Origin of the sequence: Corallococcus sp. RDP092CA (assembly GCF_041903675.1) — a bacterium.
Lineage (GTDB): Bacteria > Myxococcota > Myxococcia > Myxococcales > Myxococcaceae > Corallococcus.
On record NZ_JAYESI010000016.1, the window covers coordinates 114,932 to 134,676 of the forward strand.

A 19,745-nucleotide genomic window follows, 5' to 3' on the forward strand; every position below is an offset into this window, starting at 1 on the left:
GGGCAAGCGCGCCTCGGGCGGCGGCGCTTCACCTCCCAGCAGGCGGCCGGCGCGGCAGCCGCACGAGGAAGGTGGTGCCCTCCAGGGGGGTGGAGCGCACGCGGAGCCGCCCGGCATGCGCATCCACGATGTGCTTCACGATGAACAGCCCCAGCCCCAGGCCGTGGGTGTGGTTGCGGTGGGTGTCGTGGGCCTTCACCCGCTTGAGGGGCTCGAACAGGTGCGGCATCAGCTCCGGCGGAATGGGGCGCCCCCGGTTCCTCACCGCGAGCGTCACCGAGTCCCGGTGGGCGCGCAGGCGCACGCGCACCGGGCAGAAGGCGTCTCCATAGGCGAGCGCGTTGTTCACCAGGTTGGTGATGACCTGCGCCAGCCGGTCCGGGTCGCAGCGCAGCCGGGCCTCCCCCTGTCCATCCACCTCCAGGCGCCGGTCCGGGTGGGCCTGCTGCACCTCGTCCACCACCTGGCGCACCAGGTCCAGGAGGTCCACCTCGCGCGGGTCCATGGGGATGCCGCCGCCCAGCCGGGCCTGGGTGAAGTCCAGCACGTCGCGCAGCATGCGGTGCGCGCGCTCGGCGCTGGAGAGGATGCGGGCCACGGCCTTCTGGTCGCGCGGGTCGGCGTCCTCGCGCCTGGAGAGCGACGTGGCGGCCATGGTGATGGCGGAGATGGGGTTGCGCAGGTCGTGGCCGACGATGCCGATGAGCAGCTGCTCGAACTCCGCGCGGCGCCTCGCCTCCGCCTCCGCCTCGTGCCGGTCGGTGACGTCCTGCATGGCGCCCACCATGCGCACCGGGTGGCCCTGGAGGTCCTTCACCACGCGGCCCCGGTCCTCGACGAAGGCCCACGTCCCGTCGCCCCGCCGCAGCCGGTACGCGGCCACCCAGTGCCCCTCGTCGCTGTCGAGCGCCTCCTGCAGCTCCCGCGTCACCCGCTCGCGCTCGTCGGGGTGCAGGTGGGCCGACCACCAGGCCATGTCCATGACGGGCAGCCCCTGGGACGTGTCCAGCCGGAGGAGGCGCGGCGCCAGCTCGCTCCAGTGGATCTCCCCCGTCACCAGGTCCCAGTCCCAGATGATGTCGCGGGTGGCCAGGGTGGCCAGCCGGTAGCGGGTCTCCGACGCGCGCAGCTCCTGCTCCGCCCGGCGCCGCTCGGTGATGTCCAGCGACACGCCCGACACGCTCACCACCCGTCCGTCCGCGCCGACCACCGGCAGGAGGCGGACCTCGAACCAGACGCCCATGAGGTAGAGCTCGGTGGACAGCCGCTCCCCGGCCAGCGCGCGCAGGACGACCTCCAGCACGTCCCGCCGGTCCTGGAACACCTCGAAGATGGAGCGCCCCTGCATCATCCGGGAGGACACGGTCGTGGACGTCACGCCCTCTCCCTCGAAGAGGGTGAACACGCCCTGCGTGTCGAAGGCCCACAGCACCACCGGCAGCTGGGTGAGCACGCGTTGGAGCTGCTCGCGGGCCTCGTCGCGCTCCTCGCGCAGGGTGCGCGTGGTGGTGATGTCCGTGGACACGCCGCAGAGGGCCCACGACTCGCCCTCCACGCCGGGCAGGGGGAACTTCATCGTGTGGTAGAGGTGCGCCCCGTCGGGCTGGAGCACCTCCTCGTCGAAGACGAGCGGCCGCCGCGACGACAGCACCCGGCGGTCGTTGTAGCGGAAGCGCTCCGCCGCCTCCCGGGGGAACAGCTCCAGGTCCGAGCGCCCCAGCACCGACGCGCGCGGGTGGCCGGAGATGGCCTCGAAGGGGCGGTTGACGAAGAGGTACCGCCCGCCCGCGTCCTTCGCGTAGATGGCGGCCGGGGCGTGGTCGAGGATCTCCTGCAACCGCAGCTCGCGGGAGCGCAGCGCCTGTTCATTCTCGTGGACGTAGTGGGCCACGGCCTCCGTCAGGCCGCGGTCCAGCGCGCGCCACAGCCTGCGCAGCTCGTCCGTATCGAGCGGCCGGTGGGAGGCATCCAGCACCTCCAGGATGGCCTCGCGCAAGAGGCCGTACTCCTCCACCAGGGTCTCCACCCGCGCGCCGGCCCGGAAGCGCCGCAGCCCGATCTCCCGGGCGTGGGCCCAGGCCGGCCCGCTGGACCACGCCTCCGCGGCGCCCTGCCGGAGGACGAGCACCAGGGCGTCCACCTGCTTGAGCATCCCCTGCAGCCGCTCCTGGAGCTCCACGTCCATGCCCGGAGGGAGGGGCTCCAGCCGGGCGCCCCAGCGCCGGATGATGTCCTCGCGCCTCGCCTCCACCAGATCCGCGAGCGACTCTTCCGTGGACGCGACCGGCTTCATGCCGGCGCCCCGGAGGCCCTGCCCGGACGAGGCAGGCCGCATGCTGTCGGAAGAGTGAGCTTCACTGGACCCCTGCTCCCTGGACGTGCCCGGAGTGGAGGGAAGATGCGCATCGTGCGCCGCGGAATGGATGGGGCCTGCGGGCGGAGACGGGGTGGGTTGCCCACCTCTGGGATTGAACCCAGGGACATGGCGGGCGGCCAGGAGGGGCGCTCTCGAACCGCTGGGCCCCGTCAGGGACCTGGGGGAGACTGCCCTCCAAGCACACGGGAGGCAGCAGGCCATGGCATTCGCGGAACGCAGCACCAGTGGACAGGGCGATGACGTGCTGGCGACGGGGCGGCTGCCCTCCAGGCCCGGGTCCCAGCTACGGAGCATGGCGGCGGAGGTCCGGTCATGAGCACGCCCAAGCCGGTGGATCCGCTGGAGTCGCTGGCCCGGGGCCACGTGCGCGGCGTCGGGGAGGTATTGCAGGCGATGAGCACCCTCATGCGCCGCCGCGATGAGGGCCTGCCGCTGAACCTGCCGCAGGTGACGGTGTTCCTGCGCAGCGGGCGCGAGCTGACGGGGCTCGTCCGGGAGTACGGCGAGGGCCGCCAGGGCCGCGGCGTGCTGCTCATCACCTCCAGCGGCTACGGGTCGCGCGGGGACGGGCTGGACCTGACGTTCATCCCGGATGGCGCCATCGAGGCGCTCACGCTGCACGACGCCACGGTGCTGGACACGCCCGCGAAGTCGATGCCCGAGTCCTCGCCCATGCACCTGCGGCGGCACCTGCCCGCGCTGGCCGACAAGCTGTCCAGCGCCTGGGGCACGAAGGTGGCGGTGGAGCTCGGCGCGCCCACGGAGCTGGAGGAGGAGGCCCACATCCAGCCCCTGGCGTGGCTCGTCGAGCGGGCCGGCGAGGTGCTGACCCGGCTGACCCGGGTGCCCGACGTGGGCGACGTGCTCCGGGAGAAGGTGCGCAAGGTGCGGCTGTCCGTGGGGGAGTCCTTCGGGGCGAGGCTCGCGGGCGACACGCTGGAGCTCGCCACGTCGCGCCGCCCGCCTGCCTGGCCGCTGGATTCGGAGCTGGAGCAGGCGGTGACGGACGCGCTGCCGTAGGGTGGACGCCGCCGGGCGCCGGCCCCTGGGACACGGCGCCGGGCAGCGGCCCCACAGCCCCCGGCGGGCGCGGCGGGCCTCCAGCTCCAGGGCCTCGAACTCGCCGCGCCGGGAGGCGCCGGCCGGCGGGATGAACAGCGTGCACGCGTAGCCCCGCTGCACGAGCAGCGCGTTCACGTCCTGGCCGTCCACGGACACATAGGCGAGCCGCCGCCCGAAGCGGTCCGTGCACGCCTCCGCGTCCCGCAGCCGCACCGTGCGGCCCTCCACGAGCGAGCGGTTGAACGCCGCGGCCTCCTCGCCGAAGCAGTCGTCGTGGCCCCGCGTGGTCTCCGGCGTATCCGCGAGCAGGTAGCGGATGCGCTCGCCGTCCTGGAGCACCACCGTGTCGCCGTCGATGACCTTCGTCACCACGCCCGTGCTCGGGCCGCACTCCCCTTCCGCGCCGCCGCAGGCGGACAGGAGCGCGAGCAGCAGCAGCCACAGCCCTCCCCGAGCCCTCATGGCGCGCACGTCCGGTTCTCCCGGCCCGGGGTGCCCCGGTCGCCCGCGCCATACGTCACGCCCGAGGGCGTCGGACAGAAGGCCCCGGCCGCGTCGTTGCCGGTGGCGTCCCGCACGCGCGCATCCAGCTGCGAGGACACCCCGGGGCTCGCGGCGTTCGTGAAGGCCACGGCGTCCAGCACGGTGCCCTGCGCGGACAGCTCGAGGACATGCGCGCCCGCGCTGTTGCCCAGGCCGAAGGCGAACGTGCCGAGCACCGAGGGCAACCCGCCATTGCGTGAAGCGTCGTCGCTGCGCGCGAGGACCGCGAAGGCGCCGGCCCTCATCGACAGGCACAGCGGGGACTCCAGGAGGGTGCCGCCGGATTCATTGGCGAGCGCCACCCCGTTGAGGTCCACCTCGCGCAGCGCGAGCACCTCCACCCACTCCCCCTGCGCATCCGGGACGACGGCGGGGTCGGCCATGAACTCGGTGAGCACCAGGGAGCCCACGGTGGGAGCGCGGCGCGCGCGCGACTGCCCCGTCGTCCGGTCGATGCAGGTCGCGTGCGGCGCGCCCGCATCGCTCGCGGTGCACACGCGGTTGGCCCGCCCCGGCGTGCCCAGGTTGCCCTTGTCACCGTAGGACTCCGTGGCCGCGCACCAGGACGTGGCGACATCGTTGTGCTTCGCGTCACCGGTGAGCGGCGCGGACACCTGGGTGGCCACGCCGTCCTGGGCCGGGCCATACAGCGCGCTGTCGATGAGCACGCCTCCCGCGCGCACGGCGACCACGCCACCCGCGTTGCGCAGGTCCACGGAGAACGTGGCCAGCGGCTCCGGCAGTCCGCCGTTCACCTCCGGCTCCCGCCTGCGCGCGAGCAGCGCGGACTCTCCGGCGGCGAGCGACAGACAGCGCTCCGACTCCAGGCGTGTCCCGGACGCCTCCGTCCCCACCGTCAGCCCGTTGAGGTCCACGGGCACGGTGGCGCGGACCTCCAGCCATTCGCCCACCGCGTCGTCGCCTCGCGGGTTGGCCATCACCTCGGTGATGAGCAGCTCACCCGGACGCGGGGGCTGAACCGCCCTGGGAGCGACCGCGCCCGGTGGCAGGCACGTGGCGACGCGGCCTCCGTCCCCGGCGGACGCGCCTCCATCCGCCAGCGAGGGACACGGCGCGTTCGCGACGCCCGGGCTGCCCGGCGCATCGCACCAGCGCGACAGGTCGTCGTTGCCTTCCGCGTCGGGCACGAGCTGACCGTCATGGGTCCGGGCCATGCCCGACTTCGCTGGCGCGGTGAGGGCCACCGTGTCGAGCACCCGCGAACCACACCGCAGCCCCAGCAGGCCCGCGCTGTTTCCCAGCGCGCCGAGCGAGTCGCCATAGGTCTGATCCACGTGCTCGGGCAGGGCTCCCTCGCGCACGTCGCCCAGGACGACGAAGGCCCCCGCGTCCACCGGCAGGCCCGTGGTGAACGTATAGACCCGCTCCTGCGCCGCCTCGTCGCGCGCGGTGAAGAGCGTGACGCCGAGCAGGTCCACGGTCTCACGGGTGGGGTTGTGAAGCTCCACGTACTCCTTCCCCGTGTCCACGCCCGCGGGGTCGTTGAGGTACTCCGTGATGACCAGGTCCCCCGGCAGCAAGGCCTCACAGGCCGGGGGCTCCTCCTCCCACATGGGCAGTCCACACGCCCCCATCCATCCCAGCACCCATCCCAACCCCAACCTCACACCCCATCCCCGCACTGCCCGAGCCACCACACTCCGCTCCCTTCAGAACCGCGTCTCCACTTCCAGCGCGAACAGGTGCCGGGGCGCCTCCGGCGGCGTCCGGGCACCTCGCGCGTCCTTCAAGTCGACGACCCACGCGTACCGGGCCCGCGTCGTCACGGCGTCCGCCGTCCAGCTCGCGTCGAGCGTGGCCCGGAAGGACTGCTCCCGCCGGTTGCGCGTCGACAGGTCCTCGTCCCTCCACACGGCGCGGCCGCGCAGCCTCAAGGCCTCGCAGGGCCGCACCTGCGCCTCCACCACCGCGTGCGCGTCCTCCCGCGCGCCCTGGTTCACCGGATCATCCACGCGGGCGTGCGCGTACTGCGCGGCCACGGACACGGCATCGTGAAGCTCAGCCTTCACCCGGGCCGTGAGGCGCAGGAGCGACCCCGAGCAGGGCTCCTCCCCCGAGCCGTCGAAGCAATCCCCCGCCACGCCGACGTCCTTGTCCCGGAATTCGCCCCACAGTGACGGCTGGAACAGCGCATGCGCCCGCCAGTCCACCCGGCCCGAGGCCCGCAGGTTCACGGTGCCGGCGCTCCCCACCGCCGCGCCGTCGGAGGGCAGCGTCCACGCATCCACCTCCCCGCGCAGCCGCAGGGTGCTCAGGCGATGAACGTAGCGCACGCGCGCGCCCACCTCGTTCCGGGCCCGCGAGCCCTCCAGCTCATCCGGGCCAGACAGGGCCCCGGTGTAGGGATTGGCGAAGCCGCGTCCGTAGGCCCGCAGCGACAGCTCCAGCTCCTTCGACGCGCCCGTCACCACCGTGCGCTGAAGGGCGCCGTAGCCACCGCCGCCTCCCGGCGCCGCGTCGAACGTGCGAGCCACCTCCACGAAGAGGTCCACGGGGCCCAGGCCCCACGCCCCATCGAGGCCCACCGCGCCGAATGCGCCGCCCGCCGGGTAGCCCGCGGTGGAGCGGAAGTCGAGCATCGCGCCCTCCACGCGCCACACCGGCCGCGCGCCCCAGGCCGTCACTCCGACCTGCGCGCGCGAGCCCCAGGCCATCGCCGCGTGGCCACCTCCGGCCCACTCATGGAACACGCCGGGCAGCTTGCGCGACACCACGCGCCCCACCGGCGCCCCCGGCCCCGCGAGCCACACCGCTGGCGCCTTGCAGGCCGCGCCCTCGCAGAGGGCATGGGAGAGCAACGAGCGGGACTGGTACGAACCGAAGCCCGTCACGGACACCCCCGCGGGGGTCCGCACCGTCCCCACCACGCCCCGGAAGCCTTCATCCCACTGGAAGTCCGGCGTCACGTCCGCGGCGCGCTCCTCGGGCGTGCAGGCGCCTTCCCCCAGGAAGCACCAGCGCTCCACGCCTCCCGGCGCGCGCACGGTGTCGTCGGGCAGGAAGCCGTCCGGCGTGGGCAGCCCGGTGGTGTCCAGCGTGAGGCGCTGACCGAAGCCCAGCCGGTACGAGCCCACCAGCACGGAAGCCCGCTCGCCCGTCCACTGACCGTGGAGCTTGGGCACGACCAACGACACCCCGGGCGCCTCCGCCACCAGCGCCCGCCGGTTCGCATCCCGATGCACCGCGCCCAGCCGTCGCCGCGTCAGCGAGGTGAGCAGGCCCACGCGCCAGCCCTGGGGCCCTGCCATACGCACCTGGAGCGCCAGCGGAGGCAGCACCGGATCCGACGCGGCGAACGCCGTCAGGAGCCTCGCATCGCCCGTCACCCGCTCCGGCGCCGAGGTCGTCAGGAAGGGCGCCAGGCGTCGCCGCTCCTCCGGCGTCATCCCCCCTGCTGCCCACCCATCCACGCGCGCGTACGTCAGCCCCGGCAACGCATAGAGCGAGGCGCGCGACGCCCACGTCGGATCCACGCCCGAGCGCCGCAGCACCAGCAGCGCCGACAGCGTCTCCGCCGTGATGGCGCCGTCCTCCCGCAGCGCGAGCAGCGCCTGCTCCCCCGCATCCTCGGGGTCGACCTCATAGGACGCGGCGAGCGCCATGGAGGGCACCCCCAGCAGGAACAGCCACACGCAGGCGAGGACGGAACGCACGCGGCGGGCCCTCTGCACGAGCGGGACCACCCTTCCCTACAGCGAGGCCCCGACATGGGGCCCATCCCTTCTCCGGACCTGGGGTCCAGGCGAGGGACGGCGGTCCCGCGCGCTCCAGGTGGGCGTGGGCCGGTGCGGCTATGCTGCCGGCCACATCTTCGCGAGGGCCGGCCCCGTCCGGCCCCGGAAACAGCGCATGGGCTACGTCCACATCCTTCGCCACTTCCCCTCTCCGCAGGAGGGATTCAACCGCACCGTCCGCATCTACACGCCGGACACCTACGACGCCTGGCAGGACCACCGCTTCCCGGTGCTCTACATGCACGACGGGCAGAACGTCTTCGCGCATCCCGAGTCCGCCGTCTTCGACACGTGGTGCGCCAACCGCGTCGTGGAGGAGGGCGTCCAGGCCGGGAGGCTGGAGCCGTGGATCATCGTCGCGGTGGACTCCGGCCCCGGCCGCTTCCAGGAGTACTCGCCGTGGGACGAGCCGCGCAACGGCGTGTCCGCGCGCGGCGAGGCCTACGGGCGCTTCCTCGTGGAGGAGCTGAAGCCCTACATCGACCGGACGTACCGCACGCGCCAGGACAGCGAGTGGACCGGCGCGATGGGCTCGTCCCTGGGCGGGCTCATCTCGCTGTATCTGGGGTGGAGGTTCCCGCAGGTGTTCGGGCGCATCGGCGCGCTGTCGCCCACGGTGATGTGGAGCCAGGGCCGCCTGTTCGACGCGTGGCGCGAGCACAGCCGCCGCTGGACGCGCATCTACCTGGACGCGGGCGCCACGGAGTCCATCCACGCGGGCGGCATCCCCCTGGACTACGGCCGGGGCACGCGCGACTTCTTCCATCACCTCAAGGGCCTGGGCTACGGCGACCACGAGGTGTCGCTCGTGCTGGAGCCCGGCGGCGAGCACCACGAGAGGGACTGGCAGCGCCGGCTCCCGGGCGCCATGCAGTGGCTGCTCGGGTGAGCCCACGCTCGTGACACGCCGGCCCCGCTCCGTGCCGCCCGAGCAGCGGCAGGTCTACGTGCAGGTCGTGGAAGGCCTGCTCCAGCATGGCCTGAGGGGCCAGGTGTCCCCCCGCCTGCGTGAGCGGCTGCGCCAGGTGGGCGTGGACCTGGACCGGCCGCTGCTGCCGCTCTACCCGGTGCCGCTCTGGGCGCGGTGCCTGGAGATGGTCGTGGAAGAGGTGTACCCAGGCCTGCCTCGCGCGGAGGGCTACGCCCGGCTCGCCCGCGCGCACGTGGAGGGCTACGGGGCCACGCTGCTGGGGCGCGCGGTGATGGGCGTGATGCGCGTGCTGGGGCCCCGGCGCGTGGTGCAGCGGCTGCCGGAGGTGCTGCGCGGCACGGACAACTACACGGAGGCGACGCTCGTGGAGCGCGGCCCCGCGCACTTCGAGCTGCACCTCAACTCGAGCCTCAAGGCGCCCGGCTACGTGGAGGCCCTCTTCGAGGCCCTGCTGGCCGCGGGCGGCGCGAAGGCGCCTCGCGCGACGAAGCGGTACGACGACGGGGAGCGCACCGAGTACGCGCTCACCTGGACGCAGGAGCCGTGAGGCTCACGTCGCCTGGATGAAGCGCACCGCGTCCTGCATGGACTCGAGGTCCGGGTGGCGCGTGAGGTACATCTCCTCGCCCAGCAGCGAGTGGTAGATGGGCGGCAGCTCGCGGTGCACGAGCAGCGACCTGCCCAGCCGCTCGACGATCTGCGCGTGGGAGTGCTTGTAGCGGCGGCCGTGGCGGCGGGCGCTGTGGCAGACGTGGTATCGCGGCGTGTACTGGAAGTCCGCCACCGGGTCGCCGGTCACGACGCGGGCATAGAGCCGGTACACGTCGATGTCGCACGCGTAGTTCATCATGTCCGTCATGAAGCCGCCGGGCGGGCGGAGGTTGGCCTCCAGCACGACGAAGCGGCCGTCGGGCAGGCGGAAGAACTCCAGGTGGAACCAGCGCTCGCGCAGGCCGAACGCGGCGACCACCTGACGGCCCAGCACGTCGAGCGCGGCGGGGATGTGCTGGAGGCTCCAGAAGGAGATGTCGCGCCGCTCGGTGACGGTCTCCATGCCGCCGTCGCTGTACTCGTGGCTGAGGTTGAAGATGATGACGCCGTGGCGGTCCACGATGCCGTCGTAGGTGACGATGGTGCCGCGCACGAAGGGCTGCGCGACGTAGGACGTGGGCAGCGGGTGGGCGAGCGCGGCGTCCACCTCCGCGTCGCTGGCGACCTTGAAGGTGTGGGCGGCGCCCACGCCCACGTCGGGCTTGAGCACGAGCGGGTAGCCCACGCGGGCGGCGAAGGTCTTCACCTGGTCCGCGTCGCGCACGCGCAGGAGGTCCGGGTGGGGGACGCCGGAGGCGTGGAAGACCTCGGCCATGCCGGACTTGGAGCGCAGCTTGAGGATGTCCGCGGGCTGGAGGCCGGGGACGTGGAAGTCCTCGCGCAGGCGGGCCTCCACCTCCAGCCAGGACTCGTTGAGGGACTCGATGCGGTCCATGCGGCCATGGCGCCAGGTGAGGTAGCCGGTGGCGCGCAGGAGGGCGTCGGAGTCGTTGAGGCTGGGGACGAAGAAGTACTCGCGCAGGGACTCGCGCAGCTCCTGGCGGAGGGACTCGTAGGGGGCGTCGCCGATGCCCAGCACGGCCACCCCGCGCTCGCGCAGCGCGGTGGCGAAGTGGAAGTACTGGGAGGGGAAGTGGGGGGAGATGAAGACGAAGTTCATGGCTCCTGGCGGGCGAGTCCTCCGCTGGGGAGGGACCATAGCGGCCCCGCCCGCGCCCTAGAAGCCCGGTGGGGAACAGTGTCCACCCACGGGGCTCGCGCGGAGGCCCTGTGACGGGAACACTCGCGGCATGGCGGAGGATTCCAAGCCGTCCGTCCACGCACGGGAGGCGAGGGGAAAGCCCACCCTCCCGGAGCTCATCGAACCGCTGGAGAGCGAGGACGTCCGCACGCGCCTCCTGGCGGAGGTGCGCCTGGGGGGCGCCGTACAAGCAGCGCTGGGGCGACCGGAGCGGCGGCTGGCAGCGCCCTCCCTCCGCCCCGGAACCACTCACGGGGCGGAGCCCGGCAGCACGGCGGTCCCTCAGCTCTTCGTCAGCGGGCGGTACCGGATCCGGTGCGGCTCCAGCGCGTCCGGGCCCAGGCGCTTCTTCTTGTCCGCTTCGTAGTCCTCGAAGTTGCCCTCGAAGAAGAACGCCTTGCTGTCCCCCTCGAACGCCAGGATGTGCGTGGCGATGCGGTCCAGGAACCAGCGGTCGTGGCTGATGACCACCGCGCAGCCCGCGAAGCTCAAGAGCGCGTCCTCCAGGCTCCGCAGCGTCTCCACGTCCAGGTCGTTCGTGGGCTCGTCCAGCAGGAGCAGGTTGCCGCCGCTCTTGAGCATCTTCGCCAGGTGCACCCGGTTGCGCTCGCCGCCCGACAGGTCCTTCACCCGCTTCTGCTGGTCCTGCCCCTTGAACGCGAACCCCGCCAGGTACGCGCGGCTGGGCACCTGCCCCGCCTTGCCCAGGTCCAGGTGGTCCAACCCGCCGCTCACCTCCTGGAACACCGTCTGGTCGCCGTTCAGCGCGTCGCGGCTCTGGTCCACGTACGCCATCACCACCGTCTCGCCAATCCGCAGCTCGCCCGCGTCCGGCTTCTCCGCCCCCGTCATCATCCGGAACAGCGTCGTCTTGCCCGCGCCGTTCGGGCCAATCACGCCCACGATGCCGCCCGGCGGCAGCTTGAAGTTCAGGTCGTCGATGAGCAGCCGGTCCCCATACGCCTTGCGCAGCCCCTTCGCCTCCACCACCAGGCCGCCCAGCTTCGGCCCAGGCGGGATCAGCACCTCGCCCGTCGGGTCGCGCTTCTCCTGCGACTGGTTGAGCAGGTCCTCGTACGCCGCGATGCGCGCCTTGCTCTTCGCCTGACGCGCCTTCGGAGACGCCCGCACCCACTCCAGCTCGCGCTTGAGCGTCTTCTGGCGGTGGCTCTCCGACTTCTCCTCCAGCTCCAGCCGCTTCTGCTTCTGGTCCAGCCAGCTGGAGTAGTTCCCCTTCCAGGGCACCCCCTCGCCGCGGTCCAGCTCCAGGATCCACTCCGCCACGTTGTCCAGGAAGTACCGGTCGTGCGTGATGCACACGATGGTCCCCGTGTACGCCTTCAGCGCCTGCTCCAGCCACGCCACGCTCTCCGCGTCCAGGTGGTTGGTGGGCTCGTCCAGCAGCAGCAGGTCCGGCTTCTCCAGGAGGATGCGGCAGAGCGCCACGCGGCGCTTCTCACCGCCGGACAGCTTCGTCACGTCCGCGTCCCCCGGCGGCAGCCGCAGGGCGTCCATCGCCATCTCCAGCGTGCGGTCCAGCTCCCAGCCGTTCGTGGAGTCGATGAAGTCCTGGAGCTTCGCCTGCTCGGCGAGCAGCTTCTCCATCTGCGCGTCGTCCATGGGCTCCGCGAACTTCGCGCTCACCTCATTGAAGCGGTCCAGCGCCTGACGGATCTCCTTCAGGCCCAGCTCCACGTTCCCCTTCACGTCCAGCTTCGCGTCGAGCTGCGGCTCCTGCGCCAGGTAGCCCACCTTCACCGTGGGGTCCGGCTTCGCGATGCCGAAGAACTCCGTGTCCACCCCCGCCATGATGCGCAGGAGCGTGGACTTGCCGGAGCCGTTGGGGCCAATCACGCCAATCTTCGCGCCCGGGAAGAAGGACAGGTAGATGCCCTTGAGGATGTCCTTGCCGTTCTTGACCTTGCGCAGGTCCTGCATCGTGAAGATGAAATTCTGGGCCATGGCGGCCTCCTGGGATTCGCGAAAAGACGTGAGCGGGGCCAGCGGATAGCAGGGAGCCCCATCCGGCTCAAGGCGCCTGCATGGGCGCCGTGTCCGGCTGGACGGGGCGCGTCACGCGGCCGGGAGCGAAAACGCCTGCTCGCTGACCAGCGAACGCGGGTCGAAGGTGTTAGAGGAAGCGCCCCATGTCCGAGCCCACGACCCCCGCCCTGGAGCTGAAGGGCCTCTCCAAGGCCTACGGAAAGTTCACCGCCCTCCACGCCGTGGACCTCACCATCCGCCCCGGTGAAATCTTCGCCCTCCTGGGCCCCAACGGCGCCGGCAAGACGACCCTCATCGGCAGTGTGTGCGGCCTGGTGAAGAAGTCCGCCGGCACCGTGAAGGTCTTCGGCAAGGACCTGGACCAGGACCCCAACGGGCCCCGCTACCAGGTCGGCCTCGTCCCGCAGGAGATCAACTTCGACCCGTTCTTCTCCGTCGCGGAGTCCCTGCGCATCCAGCAGGGCTACTACGGCCAGCCCCGCGACGACGCGCGCGTCGATGAGGTCCTCACCGCCTTGAACCTCCAGGCCAAGAAGGACTCGCTCACGCGCGCCCTGTCCGGCGGCATGAAGCGCCGGCTCCTCATCGCCAAGGCGCTGGTGCACAAGCCCAGGCTCGTGTTCCTGGACGAGCCCACCGCCGGCGTGGACGTGGAGCTGCGCCGCGACCTGTGGACCTACGTGAAGAAGATCGCCAGCGAGGGCACCACCATCGTCCTCACCACCCACTACCTGGAGGAGGCGGAGGAGCTGGCGGACCGCGTGGGCATCATCAACGAGGGCCGCCTCCTCATGACCGAGGACAAGGCCGCGCTCCTGCGCCGCTTCGGCGAGAAGCGCCTCGTCGTCACCTTCTCCGAACCCCAGGCCGCCATGCCCGCCGCGGGCGCGCGCTTCGCCGCGAACCTCTCCGCCGACGGCCGCACGCTCACCTACGTGGAGCGCGACAACTGCGCGCCCTCGGGTGAGCTGCTCCGCTCGCTCTACGCGGACGGGCTGCCCATCGCGGAGGTGGAGACGCGCCGCTCGCGCCTGGAAGACGTGCTCATCGAGATCCTCCGCGGCCGCCCCTCGCAGGCCGCCTGAACCCACCGCTCCTCAAGAACACCCCATGAACGTCCTCGGGATGCAGACGCTGTTCGCGAAGGAGGTCCGGCGCTTCATGCGCGTGCCGGGCCAGACCGTCCTGTCGCCCCTCATCAGCACCACGCTGTACTTCATCGTCTTCGGCTACTCGATCTCCGGCCGCATCCACGAGGTGGAGGGCCACCCGTACCTGCACTTCATCGTGCCGGGCCTCGTGTTCCTGGGCATCGCCAACAACGCGTTCCTCAACAGCTCCTCGTCGCTGTTCATCACCAAGATTCAGGGCACGGTGGTGGACCTGCTGGTGGCGCCGCTGGGGCCCGGCGAGCTGATGGTGGGCTTCATCGGCGGCGCCATGGTGCGCGGCCTGGTGGTGGGCCTGCTCACCTGGATGGTCGCGGCGGTGTTCTCCGGCTTCAGCCTGGTGCACCCGCTGGCCACTCTCTACTTCCTCCTGCTCGCCAGCTACGTGTTCAGCGTGCTGGGCATGCTCGCCGCCGTGTGGGCGGAGAAGTTCGAGCAGATCAACTTCTTCCCCACCTTCGTCATGCTGCCGCTCACGTTCCTGGGCGGCGTCTTCTACTCGGTGCGCGAGCTGCCCTCGCCGTGGAACCACGTCAGCCTCTTCAACCCCATGGTCTACATGGTGGAGGGGCTGCGCTACGGCATGCTCGGCAGCAGCCTGTTCTCGCCGCTCGTGGGCGGCGCCATCCTCGCCCTCACCGCCGCCGTCGCCACCGCCCTCACGTACGCGGTCCTTCGCTCCGGGTACAAGATGAAGGCCTAGACGTCAGGAGCCCGCCTGCCGCCTCCACGGGTAGGAAGGCGGGCCCCTCCCCGGCGGACAGAAGCTCTGTCTTTTTGGAAGTCGGCTGTTTCCCGCCCGGTGAGAAAGAGAGGTATCCTCCCGGACACCCATGGCGGTGGTCTTCGGGAAATACGAGCTGCTTCGAAAAATCGCGTCGGGCGGAATGGGACAGGTGTTCCTCGCCCGGGAGCACGGGACGGGCTTCGAGCGACTTGTCGTCCTCAAGCTCATCTTGCCCCACCTCGCCGAGGACGAAGAGTTCCTGGACATGTTCCTGGAGGAGGCGCGGCTGGTGGCGCGGCTCTCCCACCCGAACCTCATCACCATCCTGGACCTCACGGAGATCGAGGGCCGGCACTGCCTGGCCATGGAGTACGTGCAGGGCGAGGACGTGCGGCGCCTGGACCGCTTCGCGCGCAAGCAGGAGCGGCCGCTGCCGGTGGGACTGGTGGTGCGCATCATCGCGGACGCGGCGGCGGGGCTGTCCTACGCGCACAGCGCGCGCGACGGGCACGGCCAGCCGCTGAAGCTGGTGCACCGGGACGTGTCGCCGCAGAACGTGCTCGTCGGGTTCGACGGGGGCGTGAAGGTCATCGACTTCGGCGTGGCGAAGGCGGCCACCAGCGGGCAGCAGACGGCGACGGGGGTGCTCAAGGGCAAGTACCCGTACATGTCGCCGGAGCAGGCCAACGGGATGGCGGTGGACGGCCGGAGCGACCAGTTCGCGCTGGGCGTGGTGATGTGGGAGCTGCTCACGGGCAAGCGCCTCTTCAAGGGCGACACGGACCTGATGACGCTGCGGCTGGTGCGCGACTGCCAGGTGCCGCCGCCGTCGCAGCTCAACCCCCGGCTGCCGCCGGGCCTGGATGAGGTGGTGCTCAAGGCGCTGGCGCCCACGCCGGAGGGCCGCTACGCGGACTGCGCCGCGTTCCGGCTGGCGCTGGAGGACTGGGCGCTCAACCTGCGGCTGCCGTCCAGCAGCGCGCACCTGGCCGCGTACCTGCGGGCGCTGTACGCGGAGCGCATCGCCGCGGAGGCGGACCCCGCGAAGCTGGACCAGCTGGCCGAGGACGTGGACCTGGACGCGCAGTCCAACTCCTCGCGGGACGGGATGCCCACGTCGGGTGCGCGAGGGCAGGCCGCGTCGCGCGCGTCGAAGCTGGTGGGGCCGCCGTCCCGTCCGCCCACGCGCGTGGAGCCGGAGAAGACGCGGAACACCGCGGCGCTGGTGCCGGAGCCGCCGAAGCGCCGCGCATGGCTGCCCTACGTGGTGGGCGGCGTGGCGCTGGTGGCGGGTGGCGCGGCGGTGGTGCTGATGCGCGACGGCACCGAGACGGCGACGCCGCCCCCGGTCGTGGCCACGCGGCCTCCGCCGGAGGAGGCGCGGGACCGCGCGCCGGAGACGCCCACGACGCCGGAGGCGCCGCCGCGGAACACCGCGCCCCAGCCGGTGCACCTGACGGTGACGAGCGAGCCGCCCGGCGCCACGGTGCAGGTGGCGGGCGAGGAGCGCGGCCTCACGCCGGTGGCGCTGCCGCTGGTGCCCGGGGAGCCGTCGGTGGCGGTGACGCTCGCGCTCAACGGCTATGAGCCGGTGACGCGGCAGGTGTCCGCGGCGGATGCGCCCGCGGTGGTGGTGGCGCTCCAGAAGCGGGCGGCGCGGCCCACGCCCCAGCCCAAGAAGCCGCCGTCCAGCTCGTCGCTGGGAATCAAGACAGGGCGCTGAGGCGCCGCGCCGCGGGCCTGACGGACGCATGTGCGCGGGCCCGGCAGCCCCCCCCGCGCGAGCCACACCGGCGCGGGGCTGCCGTGTTCCCCCGCGTCCACCATGCGCGCGGCCATCGGCCTCTACACGTCGCTGGGGTTCCGGCCCATCGACCCCTACGTGGTCAACCCCATCCCGGGCGCGCTGTTCCTCGGGCGGGAGCTGGGTCAGGAGCGCCGCGCGCGCGACTCCGCCGCCACCACGACGACGTAGCCGTCCGGGTCCTTCACCCAGAGCTCCCAGCGGCGCGAGTTCGGGTTCACGTGCGGCTCCTCCACCCACTCCACCTTCAGCGCCCGCGCCGCCTCCACGCAGGCGTCGAAGTCCGTGGTCTCGAACCACAGCAGCACGCCGTGGCCCTTCGGCGCCGCGTCCGGCCCCATCAGGTTCGTGTGCTCGTCCAGGTCCCACGCGTGCAACTGGAGCACGAGCTCGCCGTTGTTCAGCAGCATCTCGTACTCGGCGCCGCCGTGCCCGCTCTCGCAGCCGAGCACCGCCTGGTACCACCGACTGCTCGCTTCGACGTCGCGCACCGCGATGAGGGGCTGCGCGCGGACGTGGCCCGCGCGACGGGGCTTGCTCGGCATGGGTTGCTCCGGAGGTCGGGGGCGTGGGCTCGGAAGAAGGACGGGGCGCCCGCGGCCCCGTCCCTCCGGTGAGGCACTACCGCTTGAAGTGGTCCGCGACGACGCTCGCCACCGCGGCGGTCAGCTTCTTGCCCGTGGGGATGTGCAGGAACTCATTGGGCCCGTGCGCGTTGCTGCCCGGCCCCAGGAGGCCCGTGATGAGGAACTGCGCCTCCGGGAAGCGCTCGCCCAGCATGCCCATGAACGGGATGGTGCCGCCCTCGCCCATGGCCATGGCCGGCTTGCCGAAGCACGCCCTGGACGCGGACTCCACCGCGCTCGACAGCCAGCCCGCGAGCGGCGGCGCGTCCCAGCCCACCGACGCCTTGTCGCCCTCGAACGACACCTTCGCGCCGTACGGCGGATCCTTCTCCAGCGTCTCCTTCAGCGCCTTCGCGGCCACCTTGGGGTCCACGCGCGGCGGGATGCGCATGGACAGCTTCCACGTGGTGTAGGGGCGCAGCACGTTGCCCGCGCTCGCGAGCCCCGGCACGCCCTCCACGCCCGTCAGCGCCAGCGCCGGACGCCAGGTGCGGTTGAGCACCAGCTCCGCGCCGTCCGTCGTCACCGGGCGCGCCCCCTCCACCCAGGGGAACTTCGTGTAGAGCTCGTCGCCCATCGTCTCCGCGGCGGCCTTCGCCTGCTGGCGCCGGCCCTCGGGAATCTCCGTGTGCAGGGCCTGCACCTTGATGTGGCCCGTGGCCTCGTCCTCCACGCGCGACAGGAGCATCCGCATGATGCGCATGGAAGACGCCACCACGCCCGTCGCGTCGCCGGAGTGCACGCCCTCCGTGAGGATGTCCACGCGCAGGTTGCCGGCCACCATGCCGCGCAGGCTGGTGGTCATCCACAGCTGCTCGTAGTTCGCGCAGCCCGAGTCCAGGCACACCACCAGCGACGGCTTGCCGATGCGCGGCGCCAGCGCCTCGATGTACGCGGGCAGGTCGTAGCTGCCGCTCTCCTCGCACGCCTCGATGACGATGGCGCAGCGGGCGTGCGGCACGCCCTGCTCCTTGAGCAGCCGCAGCGCGGACAGCGACGCGAACGCGGAGTAGCCGTCATCCGCGCCGCCGCGGCCGAAGAGCTTGTCGCCCTCGCGCACGGGGGTCCACGGCGTGAGGCCCTCGCGCCAGCCGGTCATCTCCGGCTGCTTGTCCAGGTGGCCGTACAAGAGCACGGTGTCGTCGCCGCGCGTGCCCGGCACCTCCATGTAGATGACCGGCGTGCGGTCCTTGCCGTCCGCCGTCTTCAGCCGCACCACCTCCACCGTCAGCCCCGGCAGGTGCGTGGCCTGCGCGCGGCACCAGTCCGAGATGAGCTGGACGGCCTGCTCCATGTGGCCGGACTTCACCCAGTCCGGGTCGAAGGCAGGCGACTTGTTGGGGATGCGGATGTAGCGCTCCAGCGCCGGGAGGATCTCCTGCTCCCAGATGCGCTCGGACGAGGCGAGGGCTTGGTCGACGTTCATGGCGGCGCCATGCTGCCCACCCCGGCGCCCCCTGTCGATGGAAAGCCCCGCCTGCCGAGCGCGGCGCGCCCCCGCGCAGGGCCTCCCCGGCAGCCCGGCGCGCGGCCTGCCGTCCTGCGTCAGGCCGCGTGCGGGTCCGGCTTCACGCGGGGTTCAGGGCTGGATCTCCCGGACGCTCAGCCACTTGAAGTCCACGTCCGTGGCGTTGTCCCAGCGGAACACCGCGATGGGGCCTCCCCACGTGATGGGCGCGGCGGGCACGGCGCCGCCGCAGTGCTGGGCGTCCCCGCCCCACCTGCCGGCGTCCGTGGAGTCGTAGACCTTCTTCCACGTCACCTTGTCCGCGTTCTCGTTGACGTACAGCTCCAGCTTCACGGCGAGCTGGCTGTTGACGGTGACGTTGCGCATGACGGCCTTGAAGCCCACCCAGCGGCCCTTGAGGGCGGAGGTGGCGGTGACGTAGGGCGTCTGCTCGTAGGAGACGTGCCAGGTCTCCTTCTCCCAGCGGGCGCGGCCGTCGTAGTGCAGGCCGGCCTTGTAGCCGCTGCCCTCGCAGCCGGAGTGGTCGTCGTTGTGCTTCCCGCCGCGCGCGTACCAGGCGAAGTTGTCCTTCACGTCGGCCACCGCGTTGACCTTCACGAAGCCGGTCATCTCGATGTTCCGCCAGTCGTTGGGCGCCTGCATGTAGCCGCGGCTCGCGAGCACGTCCCGGTCGTAGGTGGGGATCCTCCGCTCGTCGTAGCCCGTGGACGTGAAGACGCTCATCCGCACCTGCTTGTCCTTCATCTTCCAGGAGCCGTCGCTGTTGCGGGTGAGGGGGTCCTGCGGGTCGAAGCGCGCGTCCGCCAGCGCGTTGTCCGCCAGGGTCCACGACTCGCCCCCGGACTTCGTGGGGTAGAGCATGGTGACGCCGAAGCGGTCCTGGCCCGCCGTGGGCGCGGCGGCGCCGGTGATGGCGGCCCACTCCGCGATGCTGGCCCAGGTGTTGACGGAGTTGCCGTTGACGGTGACGCGCACGTAGCGCGCGTTGCGCGGGGGGAAGCGGTAGCGCTCGAAGCTGGCGGTGGCGCCGGACGACCTCGTGGACACGGCCGTGGACCAGGTGGCGCCGTCCGTGGACGTGGCCAGGACGAACGTGTTGGTCCGCTCGTCGCCCCGGTGCCAGGCGATGTCCACCGCGGACAGCGACTTCACGCCGCCCAGGTCGCCCCGGAGCCACTGCCCCACGCCGTCGCTGGACCAGCGCGTGGAGAGGTTGCCGTCGAGGGTGGCGGACGGCTTGTTGCCGTCATCTCCGCTGGCGGTGACGGCGGTGAAGCCCGACGCGGCGAGCGCCGGCGTGGCGGACCCGAGCAACACGAGCACGCTCGCGGTGGTGACGTGACGCTTCCACGGCGATGGATGGGATGGAGACACGGTGCTTCCTCCTGGCGGGCGTGTACCGGCCCGTCCCCGAGGGCATTCCCTGTCGTTGCATGTTTCACGGGCGGCGAAAGGCGACGGCCCGCCACCTCCGCTTCCGGGGTGAC

General features: G+C 72.1%; 15 protein-coding genes and 1 pseudogene. 7 read left to right on the forward strand and 9 right to left on the reverse strand.

The genetic code is table 11. The features are described 5' to 3' along the window. Positions 1 to 28 precede the first annotated feature (28 nt). Positions 29 to 2,293, reverse strand: a complete 2,265-nt coding sequence (locus U8525_RS18830; RefSeq protein WP_374267691.1) for a PAS domain S-box protein — start codon at positions 2,291 to 2,293, stop codon at positions 29 to 31. A 396-nt stretch (positions 2,294 to 2,689) separates the two neighbouring features. On the opposite strand from U8525_RS18830, the gene U8525_RS18835 reads away from it, so the two are divergent. Further along, complete coding sequence (locus U8525_RS18835) at positions 2,690 to 3,397, forward strand: hypothetical protein (RefSeq protein ID WP_374267694.1); 708 nt, start codon at positions 2,690 to 2,692, stop codon at positions 3,395 to 3,397. Between the two features lie 63 nt (positions 3,398 to 3,460). Here the strand turns inward: U8525_RS18835 and U8525_RS18840 are convergent. From U8525_RS18840 to U8525_RS18850, 3 genes and pseudogenes are all read right to left on the reverse strand, one after another. Then, positions 3,461 to 3,901 (reverse strand): annotated as a pseudogene (locus tag U8525_RS18840) (thermonuclease family protein); the annotation flags it as partial. Next, positions 3,898 to 5,556, reverse strand: a complete 1,659-nt coding sequence (locus tag U8525_RS18845; RefSeq protein WP_374267612.1) for a lamin tail domain-containing protein — start codon at positions 5,554 to 5,556, stop codon at positions 3,898 to 3,900. The pseudogene U8525_RS18840 and the gene U8525_RS18845, both read right to left, overlap by 4 nt. A gap of 96 nt (positions 5,557 to 5,652) precedes the next feature. Next, positions 5,653 to 7,656, reverse strand: a complete 2,004-nt coding sequence (locus U8525_RS18850; protein WP_374267614.1) for a hypothetical protein — start codon at positions 7,654 to 7,656, stop codon at positions 5,653 to 5,655. A gap of 196 nt (positions 7,657 to 7,852) precedes the next feature. Here U8525_RS18850 and U8525_RS18855 point away from each other — a divergent pair, with 196 nt between their 5' ends. Both U8525_RS18855 and U8525_RS18860 read left to right on the forward strand, forming a co-directional pair. After that, on the forward strand, positions 7,853 to 8,626 hold the full coding sequence (locus U8525_RS18855) for an alpha/beta hydrolase (protein ID WP_374267616.1): 774 nt from the start codon (positions 7,853 to 7,855) through the stop codon (positions 8,624 to 8,626). 10 nt (positions 8,627 to 8,636) lie between these two features. Beyond that, positions 8,637 to 9,215 carry a DUF2378 family protein gene (locus U8525_RS18860; protein WP_374267618.1) on the forward strand — a complete coding sequence of 193 codons (579 nt, stop codon included), beginning with the start codon at positions 8,637 to 8,639 and terminating at the stop codon, positions 9,213 to 9,215. 3 nt (positions 9,216 to 9,218) lie between these two features. Here U8525_RS18860 and U8525_RS18865 read toward each other — a convergent pair whose 3' ends face one another. Then, the gene (locus tag U8525_RS18865; protein ID WP_374267620.1) at positions 9,219 to 10,379 is read right to left on the reverse strand and encodes an acetyl-CoA carboxylase biotin carboxylase subunit family protein; all 1,161 of its coding nucleotides are present in this window, start codon (positions 10,377 to 10,379) and stop codon (positions 9,219 to 9,221) included. A 363-nt stretch (positions 10,380 to 10,742) separates the two neighbouring features. After that, positions 10,743 to 12,422, reverse strand: coding sequence for an energy-dependent translational throttle protein EttA (gene ettA, locus U8525_RS18870; RefSeq protein ID WP_374267622.1), 1,680 nt, complete (start codon positions 12,420 to 12,422; stop codon positions 10,743 to 10,745). A 185-nt stretch (positions 12,423 to 12,607) separates the two neighbouring features. Between ettA and U8525_RS18875 the strand changes: the two genes are divergently transcribed. The 4 genes from U8525_RS18875 to U8525_RS18890 all read left to right on the forward strand — a co-directional run bounded on the left by U8525_RS18875 (position 12,608) and on the right by U8525_RS18890 (position 16,335). Then, positions 12,608 to 13,549, forward strand: a complete 942-nt coding sequence (locus tag U8525_RS18875) for an ABC transporter ATP-binding protein (protein WP_374267624.1) — start codon at positions 12,608 to 12,610, stop codon at positions 13,547 to 13,549. 25 nt (positions 13,550 to 13,574) lie between these two features. Continuing rightward, a complete protein-coding gene (locus U8525_RS18880; RefSeq protein WP_374267626.1) occupies positions 13,575 to 14,336 on the forward strand; it encodes an ABC transporter permease in 762 nt (253 codons plus the stop codon). A gap of 130 nt (positions 14,337 to 14,466) precedes the next feature. Then, the gene (locus U8525_RS18885; RefSeq protein WP_374267628.1) at positions 14,467 to 16,083 is read left to right on the forward strand and encodes a serine/threonine protein kinase; all 1,617 of its coding nucleotides are present in this window, start codon (positions 14,467 to 14,469) and stop codon (positions 16,081 to 16,083) included. A 102-nt stretch (positions 16,084 to 16,185) separates the two neighbouring features. Beyond that, positions 16,186 to 16,335: a hypothetical protein gene (locus tag U8525_RS18890; protein ID WP_374267630.1), complete on the forward strand. Its 150-nt coding sequence runs from the start codon at positions 16,186 to 16,188 to the stop codon at positions 16,333 to 16,335. Here the strand turns inward: U8525_RS18890 and U8525_RS18895 are convergent. From U8525_RS18895 to U8525_RS18905, 3 genes are all read right to left on the reverse strand, one after another. Further along, a complete protein-coding gene (locus tag U8525_RS18895) occupies positions 16,290 to 16,709 on the reverse strand; it encodes a VOC family protein (RefSeq protein WP_374267632.1) in 420 nt (139 codons plus the stop codon). The genes U8525_RS18890 and U8525_RS18895 overlap by 46 nt on opposite strands. Before the next feature lie 76 nt (positions 16,710 to 16,785). Then, entirely contained in the window at positions 16,786 to 18,216 is a 1,431-nt protein-coding gene (locus U8525_RS18900; RefSeq protein ID WP_374267634.1) for a M20 family metallopeptidase, read from the reverse strand. Positions 18,217 to 18,369: 153 nt separating this feature from the next. Then, the gene (locus U8525_RS18905; RefSeq protein ID WP_374267636.1) at positions 18,370 to 19,632 is read right to left on the reverse strand and encodes a discoidin domain-containing protein; all 1,263 of its coding nucleotides are present in this window, start codon (positions 19,630 to 19,632) and stop codon (positions 18,370 to 18,372) included. Positions 19,633 to 19,745 lie beyond the last annotated feature (113 nt).